Origin of the sequence: Sphingobium phenoxybenzoativorans, from assembly GCF_001757355.1 — a bacterium.
GTDB lineage: Bacteria > Pseudomonadota > Alphaproteobacteria > Sphingomonadales > Sphingomonadaceae > Sphingobium > Sphingobium phenoxybenzoativorans.
In genome coordinates, this window is the sequence record NZ_MINO01000068.1 from 1 (window position 1) to 19,615 (window position 19,615).

The 19,615-nt window shown below is 63.5% G+C and carries 21 protein-coding genes and 1 tRNA gene; 8 read left to right on the forward strand and 14 right to left on the reverse strand.

What is annotated here, in order from left to right; all coding sequences use genetic code 11:
- From BHQ40_RS20270 to BHQ40_RS26320, 3 genes are all read right to left on the reverse strand, one after another.
- Positions 1-366: LytR/AlgR family response regulator transcription factor (locus BHQ40_RS20270; RefSeq protein ID WP_139139382.1), on the reverse strand; the 366-nt coding region annotated here is incomplete at its 3' end.
- 104 nt (positions 367-470) lie between these two features.
- A complete protein-coding gene (locus BHQ40_RS20275) occupies positions 471-1,619 on the reverse strand; it encodes a sensor histidine kinase (protein ID WP_070157626.1) in 1,149 nt (382 codons plus the stop codon).
- A gap of 334 nt (positions 1,620-1,953) precedes the next feature.
- Complete coding sequence (locus tag BHQ40_RS26320; protein WP_171905910.1) at positions 1,954-2,115, reverse strand: hypothetical protein; 162 nt, start codon at positions 2,113-2,115, stop codon at positions 1,954-1,956.
- A gap of 392 nt (positions 2,116-2,507) precedes the next feature.
- Between BHQ40_RS26320 and BHQ40_RS20280 the strand changes: the two genes are divergently transcribed.
- Complete coding sequence (locus BHQ40_RS20280) at positions 2,508-2,762, forward strand: hypothetical protein (protein ID WP_070157627.1); 255 nt, start codon at positions 2,508-2,510, stop codon at positions 2,760-2,762.
- Between the two features lie 34 nt (positions 2,763-2,796).
- Here BHQ40_RS20280 and BHQ40_RS20285 read toward each other — a convergent pair.
- Together BHQ40_RS20285 and folK are read right to left on the reverse strand one after the other, a co-directional pair.
- Positions 2,797-2,872: transfer RNA gene (locus BHQ40_RS20285), tRNA-Lys, on the reverse strand.
- A gap of 40 nt (positions 2,873-2,912) precedes the next feature.
- Positions 2,913-3,422, reverse strand: coding sequence for a 2-amino-4-hydroxy-6-hydroxymethyldihydropteridine diphosphokinase (gene folK, locus BHQ40_RS20290; RefSeq protein ID WP_070157628.1), 510 nt, complete (start codon positions 3,420-3,422; stop codon positions 2,913-2,915).
- Between the two features lie 23 nt (positions 3,423-3,445).
- Between folK and BHQ40_RS20295 the strand changes: the two genes are divergently transcribed.
- On the forward strand, positions 3,446-4,099 hold the full coding sequence (locus BHQ40_RS20295; RefSeq protein ID WP_070157629.1) for a uracil-DNA glycosylase: 654 nt from the start codon (positions 3,446-3,448) through the stop codon (positions 4,097-4,099).
- Positions 4,100-4,249: 150 nt separating this feature from the next.
- Here the strand turns inward: BHQ40_RS20295 and aguB are convergent, their stop codons facing one another.
- Together aguB and BHQ40_RS20305 are read right to left on the reverse strand one after the other, a co-directional pair.
- Complete coding sequence (aguB, locus tag BHQ40_RS20300; protein ID WP_070157630.1) at positions 4,250-5,110, reverse strand: N-carbamoylputrescine amidase; 861 nt, start codon at positions 5,108-5,110, stop codon at positions 4,250-4,252.
- Positions 5,107-6,099 carry an agmatine deiminase family protein gene (locus BHQ40_RS20305; RefSeq protein WP_070157631.1) on the reverse strand — a complete coding sequence of 331 codons (993 nt, stop codon included), beginning with the start codon at positions 6,097-6,099 and terminating at the stop codon, positions 5,107-5,109. Before BHQ40_RS20305 ends, aguB begins: the two co-directional genes overlap by 4 nt.
- A gap of 138 nt (positions 6,100-6,237) precedes the next feature.
- Here BHQ40_RS20305 and BHQ40_RS20310 point away from each other — a divergent pair, with 138 nt between their 5' ends.
- Positions 6,238-6,708, forward strand: a complete 471-nt coding sequence (locus BHQ40_RS20310; RefSeq protein ID WP_070157632.1) for a DUF6265 family protein — start codon at positions 6,238-6,240, stop codon at positions 6,706-6,708.
- Positions 6,709-6,739: 31 nt separating this feature from the next.
- Here the strand turns inward: BHQ40_RS20310 and BHQ40_RS20315 are convergent, their stop codons facing one another.
- Positions 6,740-8,449, reverse strand: a complete 1,710-nt coding sequence (locus BHQ40_RS20315; protein ID WP_070157641.1) for a M28 family peptidase — start codon at positions 8,447-8,449, stop codon at positions 6,740-6,742.
- A 178-nt stretch (positions 8,450-8,627) separates the two neighbouring features.
- On the opposite strand from BHQ40_RS20315, the gene BHQ40_RS20320 reads away from it, so the two are divergent.
- Together BHQ40_RS20320 and BHQ40_RS20325 are read left to right on the forward strand one after the other, a co-directional pair.
- The gene (locus tag BHQ40_RS20320; protein WP_083277059.1) at positions 8,628-10,619 is read left to right on the forward strand and encodes an alpha/beta hydrolase family protein; all 1,992 of its coding nucleotides are present in this window, start codon (positions 8,628-8,630) and stop codon (positions 10,617-10,619) included.
- Between the two features lie 142 nt (positions 10,620-10,761).
- Positions 10,762-12,771: an alpha/beta hydrolase family protein gene (locus tag BHQ40_RS20325; RefSeq protein WP_253183424.1), complete on the forward strand. Its 2,010-nt coding sequence runs from the start codon at positions 10,762-10,764 to the stop codon at positions 12,769-12,771.
- A gap of 55 nt (positions 12,772-12,826) precedes the next feature.
- Here the strand turns inward: BHQ40_RS20325 and rpsD are convergent, their stop codons facing one another.
- Positions 12,827-13,441, reverse strand: a complete 615-nt coding sequence (gene rpsD, locus BHQ40_RS20330; protein ID WP_070157634.1) for a 30S ribosomal protein S4 — start codon at positions 13,439-13,441, stop codon at positions 12,827-12,829.
- 232 nt (positions 13,442-13,673) lie between these two features.
- On the opposite strand from rpsD, the gene BHQ40_RS20335 reads away from it, so the two are divergent.
- Positions 13,674-13,997 (forward strand): chorismate mutase, encoded by a 324-nt coding sequence (locus tag BHQ40_RS20335; protein ID WP_070157635.1) that lies wholly within the window; start codon positions 13,674-13,676, stop codon positions 13,995-13,997.
- 95 nt (positions 13,998-14,092) lie between these two features.
- Here BHQ40_RS20335 and BHQ40_RS20340 read toward each other — a convergent pair whose 3' ends face one another.
- The 4 genes from BHQ40_RS20340 to rpiB all read right to left on the reverse strand — a co-directional run bounded on the left by BHQ40_RS20340 (position 14,093) and on the right by rpiB (position 17,630).
- Entirely contained in the window at positions 14,093-15,166 is a 1,074-nt protein-coding gene (locus tag BHQ40_RS20340; RefSeq protein WP_083277060.1) for a TrmH family RNA methyltransferase, read from the reverse strand.
- 90 nt (positions 15,167-15,256) lie between these two features.
- Entirely contained in the window at positions 15,257-15,718 is a 462-nt protein-coding gene (nrdR, locus tag BHQ40_RS20345; protein ID WP_070157636.1) for a transcriptional regulator NrdR, read from the reverse strand.
- Positions 15,719-15,862: 144 nt separating this feature from the next.
- On the reverse strand, positions 15,863-17,179 hold the full coding sequence (glyA, locus tag BHQ40_RS20350; RefSeq protein ID WP_070157637.1) for a serine hydroxymethyltransferase: 1,317 nt from the start codon (positions 17,177-17,179) through the stop codon (positions 15,863-15,865).
- A gap of 13 nt (positions 17,180-17,192) precedes the next feature.
- Positions 17,193-17,630 (reverse strand): ribose 5-phosphate isomerase B, encoded by a 438-nt coding sequence (gene rpiB / locus BHQ40_RS20355; RefSeq protein ID WP_070157638.1) that lies wholly within the window; start codon positions 17,628-17,630, stop codon positions 17,193-17,195.
- A gap of 101 nt (positions 17,631-17,731) precedes the next feature.
- Between rpiB and BHQ40_RS26325 the strand changes: the two genes are divergently transcribed.
- Positions 17,732-17,899, forward strand: a complete 168-nt coding sequence (locus BHQ40_RS26325; protein WP_171905912.1) for a hypothetical protein — start codon at positions 17,732-17,734, stop codon at positions 17,897-17,899.
- Between the two features lie 115 nt (positions 17,900-18,014).
- Here the strand turns inward: BHQ40_RS26325 and BHQ40_RS20360 are convergent, their stop codons facing one another.
- On the reverse strand, positions 18,015-18,671 hold the full coding sequence (locus BHQ40_RS20360; protein WP_070157639.1) for an alpha/beta hydrolase: 657 nt from the start codon (positions 18,669-18,671) through the stop codon (positions 18,015-18,017).
- A gap of 113 nt (positions 18,672-18,784) precedes the next feature.
- Between BHQ40_RS20360 and BHQ40_RS20365 the strand changes: the two genes are divergently transcribed.
- On the forward strand, positions 18,785-19,615 hold an 831-nt coding region (locus BHQ40_RS20365), incomplete at its 3' end, for a cysteine desulfurase family protein (RefSeq protein WP_070157640.1).

The following is a 19,615-nucleotide window of genomic DNA, read 5'->3' on the forward strand; positions in this document are numbered from 1 at the left end:
ATCGCGCAGGTCGCGGCGGCGGCGCGCGCGCTCCACGGCGTGACGCAGCCGGTCGAACCGGACGGGTTTCAGCAGATAGTCGGCGGCGTCCACTTCAAACGCATCGGGCGCATAATGTTCATGGGCAGTGACGAACACCACCTCCGGCCGCGGCTCCAGCGTAATGTCGCCGGCAATGCGCAGGCCGTTGCGGCCCGGCATCTGCACGTCCAGGATCACCAGGTCGGGCCGCAATTCGCCCATCATCTCCAGGGCGGTCGCCCCGTCGCGCGCCTGGCCGACGACTTCCACGCCCTCGATGTCCGCGAACAATGTCCGCAGCCTGTCGAGCGCAAGGCTCTCATCATCCACCAGAAAAACGCGCATGTCCCCAACTCCGGCGGGCGGCGTGAGAGCGAGTCTCTACGCGGCCCAACAGAAATGGTTACTCCATAACAATGAACGCGCCAATGGCCTGCGCCAATGGCCTATCAGATGGGGATATGGATCGCTGCGAGGAAACCGCGGTCCAGCGCGCGCGCGGTGAGGGAGGAGCGCTTGCCATATACCGCCTCAAGCCGGTGGCGGACATTGTTCAGGCCCACGCTGGCGCCGACGGTCGGCCCGCCATCGCCGGAAAAGCGCCCGTCATCCTCCACCGTGATGACAAGCTGATCATTCACGATCCGTCCGTCGATCTTCACTGTCACCGGTTCGCAAGACCGACCGACGCCATATTTCACGGCATTCTCGACAAGCGGCTGCAGGAGGAAGCTGGGCACCCAGATGGCCGCCGCCTCATCCGTGCAGGCGATGTCGATCATCAGCCGCTCCTCGAACCGGACCTTTTCGATGTCCAGATAGTCTTCGATCAAGGAAAATTCATCCTCTAGCGGGATCAACTCGGTCGGGTCGGAGGCCAGCGAGGCGCGCAGGAAGCCCGAAAGCTTCTCCGTCATCTTCTCCGCTTCCGCATTGCGGTTGGTCACGATCATGGAGGAGATGGCGTTGAGCGTATTGAACAGGAAGTGGGGATTGAGCTGGAAGCGGAGCGCCGCAAGCTGCGCCTGCTGGGCGGCGAACTGGGCGTCCACCAGCTTCCGGGACTGGCTGAACTCGCGGCGGCGGGCGAAGGAAAGCTGGAACAGCGCCAGATTGACCGAGAATACGCAGATATAGTTGAACGCGGCGCCATAGGCGCGGCTGAGGTTGCGGGGCAGGGCATACCAGGCGCGCTCGACATTATTGGCCACCCAGCCGGTGAACATGATGTCGAAGGCGGTCTGCACGATCGCGGTCAGCACGACCATCCCGCCCAGGATCAGCGCGCGATACGGCAGGCTCAGGCCAATGGTGTTGCGGAACACCAGAAACAGGGGCGTCGCAAAGATCATGGAGACGAACACGGTCGATGCGTCGAGGCCGATGCTCAGCCAGCCCTCGCCATTATGACGGTCGATCAGGACGGGCAGATAGATCACGGCGACGAACAGCCACAGCGCCACTGTGAGCTGGGCTGCCTCCAACGGGCGCGCATCTTCTCTGGAGCCGGACATGTCGGCAATGTTTCCCGCTCCGTCCAATGCGTCAAGCAGGCGAAATGGCCTGCCCTTGACGGTCAGCGGTATATTTTCAGTCATCCGGTCGCGTCCCGATATTCTTGGCTTACCCTCTTTTTACCCAGATGGGCGGGACGGGACAGGCGCAAGGGATCAACATGCCATCCAGTGCGACCAAGTTACGGAAAAATGGCGGATAACAGCCAGTATCGGATTGGCCCGCGCGGGCGCGGCAAATCTCTGCGACGAACATGTCGGACCTATCGACGAAAACGCATCGCGGCCCTTCCGATGAGGCGTCATGTGGCCTAGCTAGGGCGTGCGACCCGAAGGGCTCTGGTTTTCCAGGCTCTTTCACTTTACGGCCTGGCCAGCATCCGCTGACCAGGCCGTTTTTTCATATTCCGGGCTTTAATCAGCACCTTGCCGGAAGGCGGCAGTCCGCCGCCGCCAGCCGGGCATAGTGGCGCGCAAGCATGCGGTGCGCCATTTCAGTGACATGATCGACGGCCGCCTCGGCCGCTTTCAGTTCCGCCTTCCACAAGGCGATGAACCTGCTCGGTTTGCGCATGGTCATGTGACACCCTCCTGTTTGGGCCTCCTGTTCGGGCTGATGCAGCATCTTAAGAATCGGGTCCGGTGGCAAGCCGGTCAGCTTCTGTTAATCGTGATCTCCATGGCGTCCGGCACATCTTGCCCAAAAGTCGCGGCGGACGGAAAGCGGCCCGCATAATCCTTCCATTTTCGATCAAACACCGGACGCGCGGCTAATCTTTTCATAATCATGGTCCAGCTAAGGGGGCGGGGCCGCGATATGGGCGGGGGTTATGGGCGGCAGGGCGACGGAAGCTCCGGCCGCTGGCTTGGGCGGGCATGTCTTTGATGGTTCAGAAAGTCTGGTGTGTCGCGTTTCTCTTGCTGAGCGCTTGCGGAGCGGCGGATAATGGCGGGCCTGCGCCGGCGCCGTGCATGAAGCGCGGCGAATTTGGCACGGTGACGTCTGTGCAATCCGTGCCGCGCCGCTATCATCCGCCCGGCGATAGCGCTGGCGATATCCACGTTACCATACGAACCTATGTCAATTTCCGGATGGGGAACGGCGCGAGCCGCATATGCGAATCTTCCGAAGGCGCAACGGCGCTGTCCCAGGGCGACAGGCTATCGGCGACGGAAATGGCGTTGACGAATCTGTCCGTATCCGAAAGCGAACCGACGATAGAATGAAGCCAGCTTCACCGGAATCCGCGTGCGGGAATAGTGGTGAGCCCTGCTGGATTCGAACCAGCGACCTACTGATTAAAAGTCAGTTGCTCTACCGACTGAGCTAAGGGCCCACGTGCGCCGGGTTGCGCCGGGCGATGCGGTAATGGGCACCTAGAGACGCTTGCCGGTGCGGTCAACCGGCTTTGACCGGCTTGTGCGCGCAAGAATGTGCCGGATCGTAAGGCCGGTGGCCGGATCGCGCCATGCCGGAGCGATTTGGGCGAGGGGGGCGAGGACGAAGCGCCGTTCCCGAAAGGCGCGGTGGGGCACCTGAAGCGTCCGGCTCGCCCACGCGCCGCCGGACCACAGAATGATGTCGAGATCGAGCGTGCGCGCGCCCCAGCGGCGTCCCCCGCGGCGGCCGAAACGCCGCTCGAGCACCTTGAGATGGGCCAGCAGCGCAGGCGGCGGAAGGTCCGCCTCCACGATCGCCGCGGCGTTGATATAGAGACGCTGGGAAGGCCCCAGCGGCCGGGAGGTCATGAGCGGGGAGATCGCAATCAGGCGCAGCGGCGGCTGGCCGAGCGCCTGCGCCGCCGCCGCCGCCAGCGCGCGGGGCGGCAGGCTGGCCGACAGGGGGCGATTGGAGCCGAGGGCGAGGGCGTATCTTGCGCGGGTCACGTCCGAGCGCCTATCGCCTCGCCATGCTTATGGAAAGTCCGTTGCCGACCACTGAACCGCCGCATGACTGCCCGCGATGCGAACGGCTGGTCGCCTATCGCCATGCGTGCCGGGCCGAGTTTCCCGATTGGTGGAATGCGCCTGTCCCGGCCTTTGGCGACCCGGAGGCGCGGATCGCCATCGTTGGCCTTGCGCCGGGCAAGCATGGCGCGAACCGGACCGGACGGCCCTTCACCGGGGATTATGCGGGCGACCTGCTGTTCGCGACCCTGTCGAAATACGGGCTGTCCAGCGGCAGCTATGACGCGCGGGTGGATGATGGCCTGGCCCTGCGGGACATCATCATCGTCAATTCGGTGAAATGCCTCCCGCCGCAGAACAAACCGACGCCGGAGGAGGTGCGCAATTGCCGCCCGTTCCTGAACGACGCCGTGAAGGCGCTGCCCAATGCGCGGATATTTATCGCGCTGGGCCAGATCGCGCATCAGTCCGCGGTGAAGGTGCTGGGTGGGCGGCTGCCCAAATGCCGCTTCGCGCATCTGGCCGAACATCGCATGCCGGACGGGCGGATGCTGATCGATAGCTATCACTGCTCGCGCTACAATACGAACACAGGGCGACTGACCGCGCCGATGTTCGAGGCGGTGTTCGCGCGGGCGCTGGAGTTGGTGGGGTAGGATTGTTCTGATCGGCTGGAGAAACAGCGTGCTCCTGCGAAAGCAGGAGCCCAGTTCGGAGGTCAGGTCTGGGCTCCTGCTTTCGCAGGAGCACGCCTCCGCCCGAACAGGAAATTCTTTCCAGACCCGATCGCCGGGGCGCGACAGGCGTCAAATATCCTGCGCAATCCGGCCGTACAGTTCCGGCCGCCGGTCGCGGAAGAAGCCCATGCCCGCGCGGTGCTTGCGGGCGCGTTCCAAGTCCAGCGTCGCGATCAGCGCGCCATGATCCTTCGCATCCGCCTCGCTGACGAAATCGCCCCATTCGTCGGTGATGAAGCTGTGGCCGTAGAAGCGCTGCGGTCCCTGCGGCCCATCCTCCTCGCCGATGCGGTTGGCGGCGATCACCGGCATGCAGTTGCTGACGGCATGGCCGATCATCGCCCGCCGCCACATGCGGCTGGTGTCGAGGTCCGCATCATAAGGCTCTGACCCGATGGCGGTGGGATAGAACAGCATCTCCGCCCCCATCAGGGCCATGACGCGGGCGGTTTCCGGATACCATTGGTCCCAGCAGATGCCGACGCCGATCGTGCCGTAGCGCGTCTCCCACACCTTGAACCCCGTATTGCCGGGGCGGAAATAATATTTCTCCTCATATCCCGGCCCATCGGGAATGTGGCTCTTGCGGTAGACCCCCATAATCTCGCCCTGGTCGTCGATCATGGCGAGGGAGTTGTAATAATGCTGGCCGTCGCGCTCGAAAAAGCTGGTCGGGATATAGACGCCCAGATCCTTGGCCGCGGCCCGCATGGCGGTAACGGCCGGATGGCTCTCCAGCGGATGGGCGGTGGCGAACAAAGCCTCATCCTCGACCTTGCAGAAATAAGGCCCCTCGAACAGTTCGGGCGGCAGGATGATCTTTGCCCCCCGCGCCGCCGCCTTGCGGACATGGGAGTCGACAAGCGCGATATTATCGGCGGCGTCGTCCGAGAAAGGAAGCTGGAGGGCGGCGACAGTTACCTTGGTCATGGCGTTCCTGCTGATGGCATTTGCTGGCTGGAGCAGTGGAAGCTGCCGCCGCCGGTCAATATGGCGTCGCTGCGCAGCCCGACAATATCCCGGCCGGGGAAGAAGGGGCGGAGCGCGTCGAGCGCAGCCTGATCGTTCGGGCGGCCATAGATGGGGACGATGACGGCGGCGTTGCCGACATAGAAATTCATATAGCTGGCGGGAATAGCCTCTCCGTCCATCTCGACCCGGCCGGGGGAGGGGATGGAGGCGACCTCCACGCCATGCGCCTTCGCCCGGTCGCGCGCGTCGGCATAGATGGCGGCATTGGGGTCATCGGCGGTGGTTGCTTCCGGAATGCCAAGCACGCCGGGCGCCACGAAGCGGGCGAGATTGTCGACATGACCATCGGTATGGTCGTTCATCAGGCCCTCGCCCAGCCAGAGCATGTCGGACAGGCCAAGGCTGCCCGCGAGCAGCGTCTCGATCTTGCACCGGTCCAGCGCGGGGTTCCGGTTCGGGTTGAGCAGGCATTGCTCGGTCGTCACGAACAGGCCAGTGCCGTCCGTATCGACCGCGCCGCCCTCGAATATCCATTCCTGCCGCAAGACGGAAAGGTCGGACTGGGCGGCCAGGCGCGCGCCGATATCCTCATCCCCCGGCATCTCATATTTGCCGCCCCAGCCGTTGAAATCGAAATCGACCAGCGCTCGCGCCGCGCCATTGGCGACGCAGATCGGCCCGGTGTCGCGCAGCCAGATGTCGCCATGCTTTTCGGTCTGGACGACGATGCTTGGGCCGACCAGCGACTTGGCGATATCGGCATTGGCTTCATCCGCCGCGACAAGGCGCACCTGCTCCCCCCGGCCGTCGGCATGGACGGCATCGGCGAAGGCGGCGATTTCCCGCTGCGCCCCGGCAAAGCCGTCCGGCCATTCGGCGGCGTTGCTGGGAAAGCCGATCCATACCCAGTCATGGAGTGCCCATTCGGCGGGCATGCGGAAAGTCATGAGCAACTCCGGTCGTTCGCGATGGTCCGGCCGTTCGCCATAGGCGGGGAACGCGGCCGCTCTCTACACGATCCGCGCTTGCGGGACAGCCGGAAAAGCGGGAAACTCCCTGATCGATATTTCAGGGGAGGGGTGCGCATGCGCTTTGCCGGACGGATCGCTGGAGGGGCAATCCTGCCCGCCCTGCTGGTAATCTCCAGCGCTGGCGCGCAGGAAACGGCGAGCGCGCTTCCTGCCTGGATCGCCGGGGGATGGACCGGTGCGCAGGGCGACGAATGGGTCGAGGAATATTGGACGCCGCCGCGCGCGGGCCTGATGCTGGGCGGCGGACGGGCGGGGAAGGGCGAAACGCTTTCCTCCTGGGAGGCGATGCGCATTGTGCGCGGCGCGAACGGCATGTTGACCTTCTACGCCATGCCGGAGGGGAAGGCGGCGGTCGCCTTCCCCATGGTCGATCAGGACGAGCGGTCGATCATCTTCCAGAACAGCCGCCACGATTATCCACAGCGCATCCGTTACTGGCGGGAGGGCGACAGGCTGATGGCGGAAATCTCTCTCGCTGACGGCAGTCAGGTCAAGAACTGGAGCTATACCCGCGCCGGGGAATGACCCCCCGGCCACGGGCATGGCGCATGTGCCGCTATTGCGCGGCCGCCCTGCTCTTGTCGCGAATGCCGCGGAATTCGTCGCCTTCCTTCCAGTTCGGCCAGTCCGCCGTATTCGCCAGGTCCCGCCCGACGGTATAATAGAGCTTCAGGTCGGCGGCGACGCCGGTCCAGTCCCAGGCCGGATCATATTCGTCCTTCGGCCCGTGATAGCGATGTTCCTCATAATCCTTCGCGGCGGCTTCCCCCGCCGCTTTGCCGCCCGTCACCAGATCGTCGCCGCCCTCGAAATAGAGCATCGGCACGCCCTGCTTGGCCAGGCTGAAATGGTCGGAGCGGTAATAGAAGCCTTTTTCCGGGGTCGGCTCCATCGTCGCCACGCGGCCCTGCGCGGTCAGCGCGCGGTCGAGATAGGCGTCCAGGTCTGACTTGCCCTTGCCCACGACGATCACATTATGCGCCGGGCCAGCCATGCTGAGCGCGTCCATATTGACGCCGCCGACCGTCTTGCCGAGCGGAAAGACCGGATGCTCGCCATAATATTGCGAACCAAGCAGGCCGGATTCCTCGCCCGTCACCGCCACGAATATCTGGCTGCGATCGGTCGGTCCCGCCTTCACATTGGCCTCCGCCAGCGCGACGAGGGCTGCGGTGCCGGTCGCATTGTCGACCGCCCCGTTGCAGATATCGTCGCCGTCCGGGGCCTTCTCGCAATGGCCCAGATGGTCCCAATGGCCGGTATAGAGCACATATTCGTCCGGCCGCGTCTTGCCGGGCAGCAGGGCGACGACATTCTTCGACATATGCTTGCGCAGGGCGTTTTCGAAGGAGAGCGACGCCTTCAGGCCTTTCAGCGGCACGGCCTTGAAGCCCGGTTGCTTGGCGGCGGCGGTCAGGGCGGTGAGGTCAAGCCCGCCGCTTTTCAGCAAGGCGGCCGCCTTGTCCTTCTGTATCCAGCCGACGGCCGACGCCTGGTCCATATTGCCGTTGGGATTGTCGGCCACCTGCTGCGATCCGGTCCAGCTCGACTGGACGACATTCCATCCATAGGCGGCGGGCACGGTGTCATGGACGATGATCGCGGCTGCTGCGCCCTGCCGCGCGGCTTCCTCAAACTTGTAGGTCCAGCGGCCATAATAGGTCATTGCCCGGCCGTTGAAGGGGCCGTCCAGCGTCGGATTCTCATAATCCGGGTCGTTCACCAGAATGATGACCGTCTTTCCCTTCACATCGAGACCGGCATAGTCGTTCCACCCCTTTTCGGGCGCATTGATGCCGTAACCCACGAAAATGACGGGGCTGTCCTTGATGTCGACCTTGGGCGTCACGCGATAGGTGCCGACGACCATCTCCGGGCCATAGGCGGCGCTGACCTTGCCCTTGCCGCCGGTGAAGGTCAGCGGAGAGACATTCTTGGCGGTGATCTCGACCAAGGGCACGTCCTGGAACCAGCTTCCCCTGTTGCCGGGCTTCAGGCCAAGCTTGCCGAACTCGTCAGAGAGCAAGGCAAGGGTCTTTTCCTCGCCCGGCGTGCCCGGCGCGCGGCCTTCAAAGGCGTCGGACGAGAGCGCCTGCACCAGACGCTTCATCGTGTCGATGGAGGGCGCGATGTCGGCGGGGGCTGGCGCGGGCGCTGCGGGGGCTGCCGATGCCGAAGCCGCCGAGCCGCTGCCCTGCGTCGTGGCGCAAGCGGAAAGGGCGAGGAGCGACGCGGCGGAAGCCAGCACCAGAGAGGAAATACGCATGTCGGGGAGGATCCTCTTTTGATTTTTGGATGGCGCAGGAATGCCACCGGCGGCGAAGCAGGGCAAGGAGGGGCGGACCTGCGCCGGAACAGGATCGATATATCCAATAAGGGTTCGTTTGTCCTTGTAAGGATACAAGCCGCGATGCAGCCAATTTCGATATTGAGAGGGGGACACCATGCGACTTTGGTTGGCAGGCTGCGCGGCCTTGGGGGTACTGGGGCAGTCAGGGGTCTTGGCGCAGGAAAATACAGCGCCGCAGGGGGACGATGCCGCCCTGTTCGGCGCCCGTGAAAATATCGAACAGATCAGCCTTTCGCCCGACGGCGCGAAAGTCGCCTTCATTTCGCCCGCAGCAGGGCAGGGGGCCTCCCTGTTTGTCGCCAATGTCTTGGGTGGCGCGCAGCCCTTTCGCGTTACCGGCACGGACGGCAATCCCGAAAAACTGTCACGGTGCGACTGGGTGTCCAACAGCCGTTTGCTCTGCAATGTCAGGATGCTGGTCGATTCCGAGGCTGGAATCCTGGGCTATTCCCGCCTTTTCGCCATCGATGACAATGGCGGCAATATGAAGGTCGTGAGCAATCGCAGCAACATGCGAACGACGGGATATGCGCAATATGGCGGGCAAGTGATCGACCTGAGCGGACAGGATGGCGCCGTCTTTGTTTCGCGCGTTTATGTCCCGGAGGTGCAGATCGGCACAAAGCTCGCCAATTCCAAGGACGGTCTTGGCGTCGATCTGGTCAATACGCTGAACCTGACCGTACGCCATGCCGAGTCCCCCAAGAGGACAGCGGTTGAATATATCTCCGATGGCCGCGGTAAAATCCGGATCATGGGGATCATGCCCCCCGCCTCCGGATATGGATATGCGGGAAATATCATCAAATATTCCTACCGTACGAAGGGGTCAGAGGTCTGGCAGGATTTGTCCAGTCGGGACGTGTCGACAGAGCGTGGGTTTGATCCTGTTGCAGTCGATCCGGACTTGGACGTCGTATACGGCTTTGATGACGCGAATGGACGCCAGGGCGCGTACCGCATAGCGCTTGATGGATCGGCCAAGAAGGAGCTGGTATTCGCCCACCCCCAGGTTGATGTGGACGGCTTCATCCGCATTGGCCGGGAACGCCGGGTCGTTGGCGCGACATTTGCTACCGAAAAGCGGATGGCCATCTATTTTGATCCCGCGCTCAAGAGCCTTTCCGCGTCCCTGTCAAAAGCCCTGCCTCATACGCCGCTCGTCAATTTCGTGGATTCGAGTGTGGATGAGCGCAAGCTGCTGCTGTGGGCAGGCAGCGATGTCGACCCAGGCAGATATTATGTGTTCGATCGCGACAAGAAAACGCTGTCCGAGATATTGCTGGCGCGTCCGCAGCTTGAAAATAAGCCGCTCGCGGTCATGAAGCCGGTCAGTTACCGGGCGGCTGACGGCACACAAATTCCTGGCTATCTCTCGATGCCGCCGGGATCGGAAGGCAAACGGATTCCCGCGATCGTTATGCCGCATGGCGGCCCCGGCGCCCGCGATGAATGGGGCTTCGACTGGCTGGTGCAATTTTTTGTCGCGCGCGGCTATGCGGTTCTTCAGCCCAATTTTCGCGGTTCGGCCGGCTATGGCGAGGCATGGTTCGAGAAGAATGGGTTTCAATCCTGGCGGACCGCGATCAGCGATGTCAATGACGGGGGCCGCTGGCTGGTATCCCAGGGGATAGCCGATCCGGCAAAGCTGGCGATTATAGGCTGGTCTTATGGCGGCTATGCCGCGCTTCAATCGGCGGTGCTCGATCCTGATCTGTTCAAGGCGATCGTCGCCATTGCGCCAGTCACCGACCTTCCCGGATTGAGAGACCAGTCGAGATATTTCTCGAATTTTCTGCAGGTCGATCAATTCATCGGCAATGGCCCGCATGTCCGCGAAGGGTCCCCCGCGCTGAACGCCAGCAAGATCAAGGCGCCCGTCCTGATGTTTCATGGGGATCAGGACATCAACGTCAACATCGCCCAGTCGCGCCTGATGGCGGATCGTTTGCGCGATGCGGGGAAAACAGGCCGCCTGGTCGTCTATTCCAAACGCGACCATCAGCTTTTCGACTCTGCCGCCAGAACCGACATGCTCAGGCAGAGCGACGAATTTCTGAGGGCGTCGCTGGGTCTGGGCAAATAAATGTCCAAAGAAAAGGACGACTGCCGGAAGGAGCGGACCCGCGCCGGAACGGGGTCGATATATCCAATAAGGGTTCATCTCCACTTGCCTGCCAGCCGGGGCTGACCCATCCAAAATCGGGGTTATTTGGGGGATGAACGGCGTGGGGGTCTGGCGATATGAGCGGCGCGCGATCGCGCGGATGATGCTGGCCGCGATTTTCATGCTGGCTTCGGCAATCATGGCCCTGCCGGCGAAAGCGGAGCTTGGTCCGGCTGCCCGGTTTGGCGCGCGACAGGCGGTACTGGATGCCAGCATCTCGCCCGATGGCGGCTGGCTTGCCATCGTCGGTCCGCTTGGCCCACGCGGGTCTGCCGTTTTCGTGGCCGACCTCAATACCGGCAAGCAACTTGATCTCAAGCGCATATTGGCCTCCGAAGGCAAGCCGGAGAGGATCGTTAGCTGCGCCTGGTCCAGCAATCAGCGGCTGCTCTGCAAAGTCTACGCCGTAATGATGCTCGACGTAGGGGAACTGGCGACCGCATCCCGCTATATCGCCATCGACCGGGACGGCGCGAACATGAAGATGATCGAGACGCCGCGCGGATTTGGCGATGCGCTCAACTATTCGCTCTTTGGCGGCGACGTCATTGATATGTCGCCGGGACAGGATGGCCATGTGCTGATGATGCGACGCTACGTGCCTGAGTCATCGCTGGGCACGCGGGGCGCACAGACCCGCGACGGCCTGGGCGTTGACAATCTTGATACGGCAACGGGTAATGCGCGCATCGTCGAGACCCCCCGGACTACCGGCAGAATTTACCTGGCTGACGGTGCCGGCTCCGTTCGGATCATGGCGGTGGCCAAAGAACAGCAAACGGACGATGGATCTTTGCGCTATCTCTTTAGGCGAAAGGGCAGCCGCAACTGGGAACCGCTGGGCGAGGTTGACGCCGACCAGAATGGATTTACGCCGCATTTCGTCGATCCGAAGGCCGATCTCGCCTATGGCTTGCGGCGGAAGGACGGGCGGTTTGCCGCCTGGACGAAAACGCTGGACGGCGCGGGTGTGGAACAACTGATCTTCGCGCATCCCGGTGTGGATGTGGACGGTTTCGTGACGGTAGGGCGGGAACGGCGCGTTGTGGGCGTCCGCTTCGTCACGGACCGGAGCGAAGCCTATTATTTTGATCCCGCTCTGGAAAAACTGGCGAAAGGTCTCGCCAAGGCGTTGCCGAACCAGCCGCTCATCCGTTTTCTTGACGCCAGTCAGGATGAAAAGCGCCTGCTCATATGGGCAGGCAGCGATATCGATCCGGGACAATATTATCTGTTCGACAAGGCGACGGGCACGCTCGACCTCCTCATGCCTGAGCGGGGCGACCTGTCAGGCATTCCCTTGGCCACGGTCCGGGCGATTACATATAAAGCCGCGGACGGGACCATGGTGCCGGCATATCTGACCCTGCCCGCCGCTGGCGCGCAGAAGGGGCTGCCCGCCATAGTGCTGCCTCATGGCGGCCCCAGCGCCCGCGACGAATGGGGGTTTGACTGGCTGACCCAATATCTTGTGAGCCAGGGCTACGCCGTCCTGCAACCCAATTTCCGCGGGTCGGCCGGCTATGGCGACGCCTGGTTCCAGCAGAATGGCATCCGGGGATGGAGAACGGCCATCGGTGATGTGAGCGATGCGGGCCGGTGGCTGATTTCCGAGGGGATAGCCGACCCGGCGAAACTATCTGTGCTTGGCTGGTCCTATGGCGGCTATGCCGCTCTGCAATCGGCGGTGACCTACCCGGACTTGTTCAAGGCAGTGATCGCAATCGCTCCGGTGACGGATTTCAACAGGTTGAAGGAAGAATGGCGGAACTGGACCAATTTCCGCAGCGTCAGCCGCTTCATCGGCGATGGCCCCCATATCGACGAGGGATCGCCGGCGCGCCATGCCGAGCGGATCAAGGCTCCCGTCCTGATCTTTCACGGGACGATGGATCGCAACGTCGGCATCGGCCAGTCGCGACTGATGGAGGAGAGGTTGAAAAAGGCGGGCAAGCCGGTGACGCTGATCACCTATGACGGCCTTGACCATGCCCTGGGCGACAGCATCGCGCGGGCGGACATGCTTGGCAAGATAAGCGCTTTCCTCGCTGCCGCCACGCCGGGGAAATGAAAAAGGGCGGCCCGGTGGACCGCCCTTTCGAATGTTTGCCCTCGGTTTGGACCGATCAGCGCGAATAGAATTCGACGACCAGGTTCGGTTCCATCTTCACCGGATAGGGCACCTCGTCCAGCGTCGGAACGCGGGTATAGGTGATCTTGGCGTTGCCGTCCGGCGCCACATAGTCGGGGATGTCGCGCTCGGCGAGGCCCTGGGCTTCCATGACCAGCGCCATTTCCTGCGCCTTCTTGCCCAGCGTGATTTCGTCACCCGGCTTCACCAGGCGGCTGGCGATGTTGCACTTCACGCCGTTCACATAGATGTGGCCGTGCGATACGATCTGACGGGCGGAGAAGATGGTCGGCGCGAACTTGGCGCGATAGACGACCGCATCCAGGCGGCGCTCCAGCAGGCCGATCATGTTCTGGCCGGTGTCGCCCTTCATGCGCGACGCCTCGACATAGGACTTCTTGAACTGCTTCTCGGTGATGTCGCCGTAATAGCCCTTCAGCTTCTGCTTGGCGCGGAGCTGGATGCCATAGTCGGACATCTTGCCCTTGCGGCGCTGACCGTGCTGGCCGGGGCCATATTCGCGCTTGTTGACGGGCGATTTGGGGCGGCCCCAGATATTCTCGCCCATGCGGCGGTCGAGTTTATACTTGGCGCTCTGGCGCTTCGACATGTCTATAGTCCTTACAATTGCTACAACGTCATCCGCCCCATGAAAGAGGCGGTATCGATCCCGGTATTTCGCTCTTGTCCGGGCCATGCCGGAAAGGGCCACCGCTTCACCGGGGTGCGGGGCCAATTGCGAAGGCGGGCCTATGGCGGGGACGGGCGGGCATGTCAAGTCCGGGGTCGAGTCTGGCCGGGCCCTCTCGACAGCGGGCGGGCAAGGCCATAGGAGCGGGCGCATGAGCGATATTCCCGGTTCTGAAGTCCCCGGCCCTGACGCCTGCCAGACGATGCGCGATGTCCGCGCCGGCGTGGACAGCGTAGATATGCGGCTGGTCGCGCTGTTTGCCGAGCGCTTCGCCTATATGCGCGCCGCCGCCCGCATCAAACCCGAACGCGGCCATGTGCGCGACGAACCGCGCAAGGCGCAGGTGATCGCCAATGCCGGGGCGGAGGCGGAGCGGCTGGCGCTGCCCGCGGACGCGATCCGCGACATATGGGACCGGCTGGTCGAGGCGTCGATCGCCTATGAGATGGCGGAGTTCGACCGGCTGAAGGGGTGATGTCGGCGGGAAGCCTTCCATCCTCCGTTCGGTTCTCGACAAGCTCGAAGCGAACGGGCGGGGAGTGATCCAGGCGGGATGGACGCCTGCGCTCCCTACCGCTCCCGCGGGTTCGCCAGGGTGGACCAAACGCCGCGCAGGGTCCGCACCTCCAGGCTGTTCCAGCCCGGCTTGGTCAATACGCCGCGCAAGGTGCGCTTCGTGGCGGGCGTGCGGTCCGGCGGATAGAAATAGCCGGCCTTGTCCAGCATCGCCTCAAGCTGGGCGATCATGCCGTCCAGTTCCTCCTGCGGCGCGGGAACGCCAAGGTCGCTGATCGTGGGCGAGGCAAGGGTTTGCCCCTTCGACCATTCATAGGCGCACAGGATCACCGCCTGGGCCAGATTGAGCGATCCGAATTCCGGGTTGATCGGCACCGTCAGTATCTTGCGGGCAAGGGCCACATCGTCGGTCTCCAGCCCCGACCGCTCCGGGCCAAAGACGATGGCGCTGCGGCCCTGCGCGCTGTGGATCTCGCGCGCGGCTTCCTCCGGCGTCACGACCGGCTTGGTCACGCCCCGCTTGCGTACGGTGGTGGCATAGACATGCGGGCAATCGGCGACCGCCTCCGCCAGTGAGGCAAAGACCTGCGCCTTTTCCAGCACGACGTCCGCGCCCGATGCGGCGGGACCAGCGTCGGGATTGGGCCATCCGTCACGCGGGGAAACGAGCCGCATTTCGGTAAGCCCGAAGTTCAGCATCGCCCGCGCGGCCTTGCCGATATTCTCGCCAAGCTGGGGGCGGACGAGGACGATGATGGGGGAGGGGGCGGCTGTAGGCAAAGCTATTTCCGCATCTTCGTCAAAACCGTTCGTCCTGAGTAGGGACTGAGCTTGGCGAAGGCCCGTATCGAAGGATTTGCGCGCCAATGATTTTACGGCGTCCCAATCGCCCGCAATCAAAGCCTCTTTCTTTTTACGCGACCAGCCTTTTATCTGGCGTTCAGCCGAGAGCGCTTCGTCCCTCGAACTAAAATCCTGTGACCAAGCCAGCTTCACGGGAAGGCGGGTGGCGGTGTAACCCTCGATCTCACCACGCTCGTGCTGCGCAATGCGGCTTTCCAATGCGTCGGTATGCCCCGCATAATAGCTGCCGTCCGAGCAATGTAGAATATAGGCGTGAAAGCTCACCTGGGGTCCTTCGATACGCGTCTTCGGCTTCGCTCAGCCGCTACTCAGGACGAACGGAGGTTGGAAGAACCGAATTGGACCCTACCTGAATCACTCACCCCCAACCTCCTTCACCGTGCTGGCGAAGTCCTCAAAATCCTTCGCTTCCCCGAAGTCTTTGTAAACACTAGCAAATCTTATATAGGCAACGCTGTCCAGGCCCTTCAGGCCCTCCATCACCATTTCGCCGATGCGCTGGGCGGGGACTTCATTGTCGCCGCTGGTTTCCAGGCGGCGCTGGATGCCGGAGATCAGCTTTTCCATGCGCTGCGGGTCGATCGGCCGCTTGCGGCAGGCGATGCCGATGGAGCGGGCAAGCTTGTCCCGGTCGAAGGATTCTCGCCGCCCTTCGCTTTTCACCACCCACATGTCGCGGAGCTGGATGCGTTCGAAGGTGGTGAAGCGCGCGCCGCACGCCTCGCACTGACGGCGGCGTCGGATGGCCGCGCCATCGTCGGTGGGACGGCTGTCCTTCACCTGGCTGTCTTCATGGGCGCAGAAGGGGCAACGCATCGTTGTTCCAATACCGTTCGCCCTGAGTAGGGGCTGAGCTTGTCGAAGACCCGTATCGAAGGGTCCTTCGATACGCCATTTCGTCTTCGCTCAATGGCTACTCTGGACGAACGGGGAAAGAGAAAACTGGTCGGCTCTCTTGTTTTACCCCTCGTAAATCGGGAAGCGGGCGCAAAGCGCCGCCACGCGCTCGCGCACATTGGCCTCAACCGCCGGATCGCCCGCCTCGCCCTTGTCGCGCAGGGCGGCGAGGACGTCGGCGATCATGTCGCCGATCGCCTGGAACTCCGCGATGCCGAAGCCGCGCGTGGTGCCCGCCGGAGAGCCGACGCGGATGCCGCTGGTCTTGGTCGGGGGCAGGGGGTCGCCCGGCACGCCATTCTTGTTGCAGGTGATGAAGCTGCGCTCCAGCGCCTCGTCCGCATCCTTTCCGCTGATGCCATAGGGGCGCAGGTCGATGAGGGCGAGGTGGGTGTCCGTCCCGCCGGAAACCACGGCAAGCCCGCGCTCCTCCAGCTTGCTGGCCAGCGCCTTCGCATTGGCGACGATGGCATGGGCGTAGGTCTTGAACTCAGGGCGCAGCGCCTCGCCGAAGGCCACGGCCTTGGCGGCGATGACATGCATCAGCGGGCCGCCCTGAAGGCCGGGGAAGATGGCCGAGTTGATCTTCTTCGCGATCGCCTCGTCATCGGTCATGATCATGCCGCCGCGCGGGCCGCGCAGCGTCTTGTGCGTGGTGGTGGTGACGACATGGGCGTGGCCGAAGGGCGTCGGGTGCGCGCCGCCCGCGACCAGACCCGCGAAATGCGCCATGTCGACCATCAGCAGCGCGCCGACCTTGTCCGCAATGGCGCGGAAGCGGGCGAAGTCGATGTGGCGCGGATAGGCGGAACCGCCCGCGATGATCAGCTTGGGCTGGCTGTCGACGGCGATCTTCTCGACCTCGTCATAATCGATGACATGCGTGTCCTCGCGCACGCCATATTGCACGGCGTTGAACCATTTGCCGGACATGCTGGGCTTCGACCCGTGGGTCAGGTGGCCGCCTGCGTCCAGGCTGAGGCCCATGATCGTCTCGCCGGGCTTCACCAGCGCCAGCATGACGCCGCCATTCGCCTGCGCGCCCGAATGCGGCTGGACGTTGACGAAGCCGCAGTTGAACAACTGCTTGGCGCGGTCGATGGCGAGCTGCTCCACCTCGTCGGAGGGGGCGCAGCCCTGATAGTAGCGCTTGCCCGGATAGCCTTCCGCATATTTGTTGGTAAAGACGCTGCCCTGCGCCTCCAGCACCGCCTTCGACACGATATTCTCCGACGCGATCAGCTCGATCTGCGTCTTTTCGCGCTTCAGCTCATGGGCGACGCCGGCGGCGACGGCGGGATCGACCTCCGCAAGCGAGCGGGTGAAGAAGCCGTCGGGACGGATGTCATTGGCGGCGGAAAGGGCTGGGCTGCTGCTCATGGAGTGGATCCTTTCAAAGCGCTGGCTGGGAGAGTTTGTCGACGCGGCCCTCATGGCGCCCGCCGGCGAAATCGGTGGTGAGGAATGCAGAGACGCAGGCTTTCGCCATGTCCGGCCCGGTCAGGCGGGCGCCCATGGCGATCACGTTGGCGTTGTTATGTTCGCGCGCAAGGGCGGCGGAGAGCGGCTCGGAGACCAGCGCCGCGCGGCAGGCTGGATTGCGGTTGACCGCGATGGAAATGCCAATGCCGGACCCGCACAGCGCAATGCCGCGCTCGGCCGCGCCGCTCGCGACCGCCTGGGCCAGCTTGTAGCCGAAATCGGGATAGTCGACCCGCGCGTCGGTGGCGGGGCCAAGGTCGTCGACCTCATGCCCTTCCTCCCGCAACCAGCCGGTCAGCAGGGCTTTCAGCTCGATGGCTGCATGATCGGAGGCGATGGCGATTTTCACCCTGTTGCGGACCCTTCAACGATGCGGTGATTCGAATGGCGCCTATCTAGGCGCGCTGTCACACAATTGCCACCGGACAAAGCCCGCCCTATGGCGAGGCCATGTCTGGAACCATCCTGTCCCTTCTGATGCTGGCCGGCGTGGCGCTGACCGGCGGCGGCACCTATCTTCTGGTAAAGAAGATCGACCGCAAGCGCGGCATATTGATGGTGATCGCGGGCCTGGTGATGTTCGGCAATGTCGCCATCTGGGCCGTGCCGATGGGCTGAGGCGGCATATATATACCGTTCGTCCTGAGCTTGTCGAAGGGCTGCGCTTCTCTCCTTCGGAAAAGGAAAGGACAGTGCTTCGACAGGCTCAGCACGAACGGATGTTGTGGCCAGCTCAGCGAATGGGCGAATCCGGCGACAGGCGCATGTCGAGATAATTGTCGACCGACTTCATGAGCTGATCCAGCTCATGCTCGAAAAAGTGATTCGCGCCGCGAATCTCGTCATGATGGATGGTGATGCCTTTCTGCGTGCGCAGCTTGTCGACCAGCTTCTGCACCGCGCCAGCCGTCACCACCTCGTCCGACGTCCCCTGCACGATGATGCCAGACGCCGGGCAGGGCGCGAGGAAGGAGAAATCATACATGTTGGCAGGCGGCGCGACGGAGATGAAGCCGCGCACTTCCGGGCGGCGCATCAATAGCTGCATGCCGATCCACGCGCCGAAGGAGAAGCCGGCGATCCATGTCGTCTGCGCCTCCGGGTGGAAGCTCTGCACCCAGTCAAGCGCGGACGCCGCATCGCTGAGTTCGCCAATGCCATTGTCGAACGTGCCCTGGCTGCGGCCGACGCCGCGGAAGTTGAAGCGCAGGACGCCGAAGCCGCGCTTCACGAACGTCTTGTAGAGCGCCTGGGTGATGCGGTCGTTCATCGTGCCGCCGCCCTGCGGGTGCGGGTGCAGGATCATGGCGATGGGCGCGCGGGGGCGCGGCGGAGGGCTGAAGCGCCCCTCCAGTCGACCTTCGGGACCGGGGAAAATAACGTCTGGCATGGCACCTGGCTGGCAACGGTGGATGCGACCCCCATAGTTTCGATGGTGGCGCTGGATTGGTGGCCTATATAGAAGTGAGCATCCAATTAGCAATAAAATGAGTAGCACGCCCCTTGGACGACCGGCTTTACCTTGATCACGCCGCGACAACGCCTGTTTCCAAAGCCGCGATAACCGCCATGTCGGACGCCTTCGGGCGCTGGGCCAATCCCTCCTCTCCCCATGCCGACGGGCGGGCGGCGCGGGCCGCGCTGGAGGATGCGCGCAAGAGGATATGCGCTGCGCTGGACTGGGACGGCGGCCTGATCTTCACCTCCGGCGCCAGCGAAGCGATTGCGATCGCGCTGGGCAGGAGCAATGCGGAGCGCATCCTGACCTCCCCCATAGAGCATGACGCGGTGTTGCGGGTGACGCCGGGGCGCGAAAGGCTGGCGCTGGACGGACGGGGCAAGCCGCTATTGCCAGAGGAGGATATGGCCGGCGCGCTTGTCGCGATCCAGCATGTCAACAATGAGACTGGCGTTATCCTGCCGCTGGAGCGGATCGCCGCGGCTGTCCGCACGGCGGGCGGATATCTGTTCGCCGACTGCGCGCAGAGCGCGGGCAAGCTGCCCTTGCCGGATGCGGACATGATCGCCATCAGCGCGCATAAATTCGGCGGGCCGCCGGGCATTGGCGCATTGCTGATCCGCAATCTGGCGCGGATACATCCGTCCGGCGGGCAGGAGCAGGGCTATCGGGCGGGCACCGAGAATCTTCCCGCCGCGCTGGCCATGGCCGCCGCTCTGGAGGAGCCGTTCGAGTGGATGGAGGATGCGGCAGACCTGCGGCAAACTCTCGATGCGGCGATTGCCGAGGCAGGCGGCGAGGTGGTCGCGGCGGCCAGCCCGCGCATCGCCACCATTGCGAGTTACCGCATGCCGGGCGTGTCGGCGCGGGCGCAG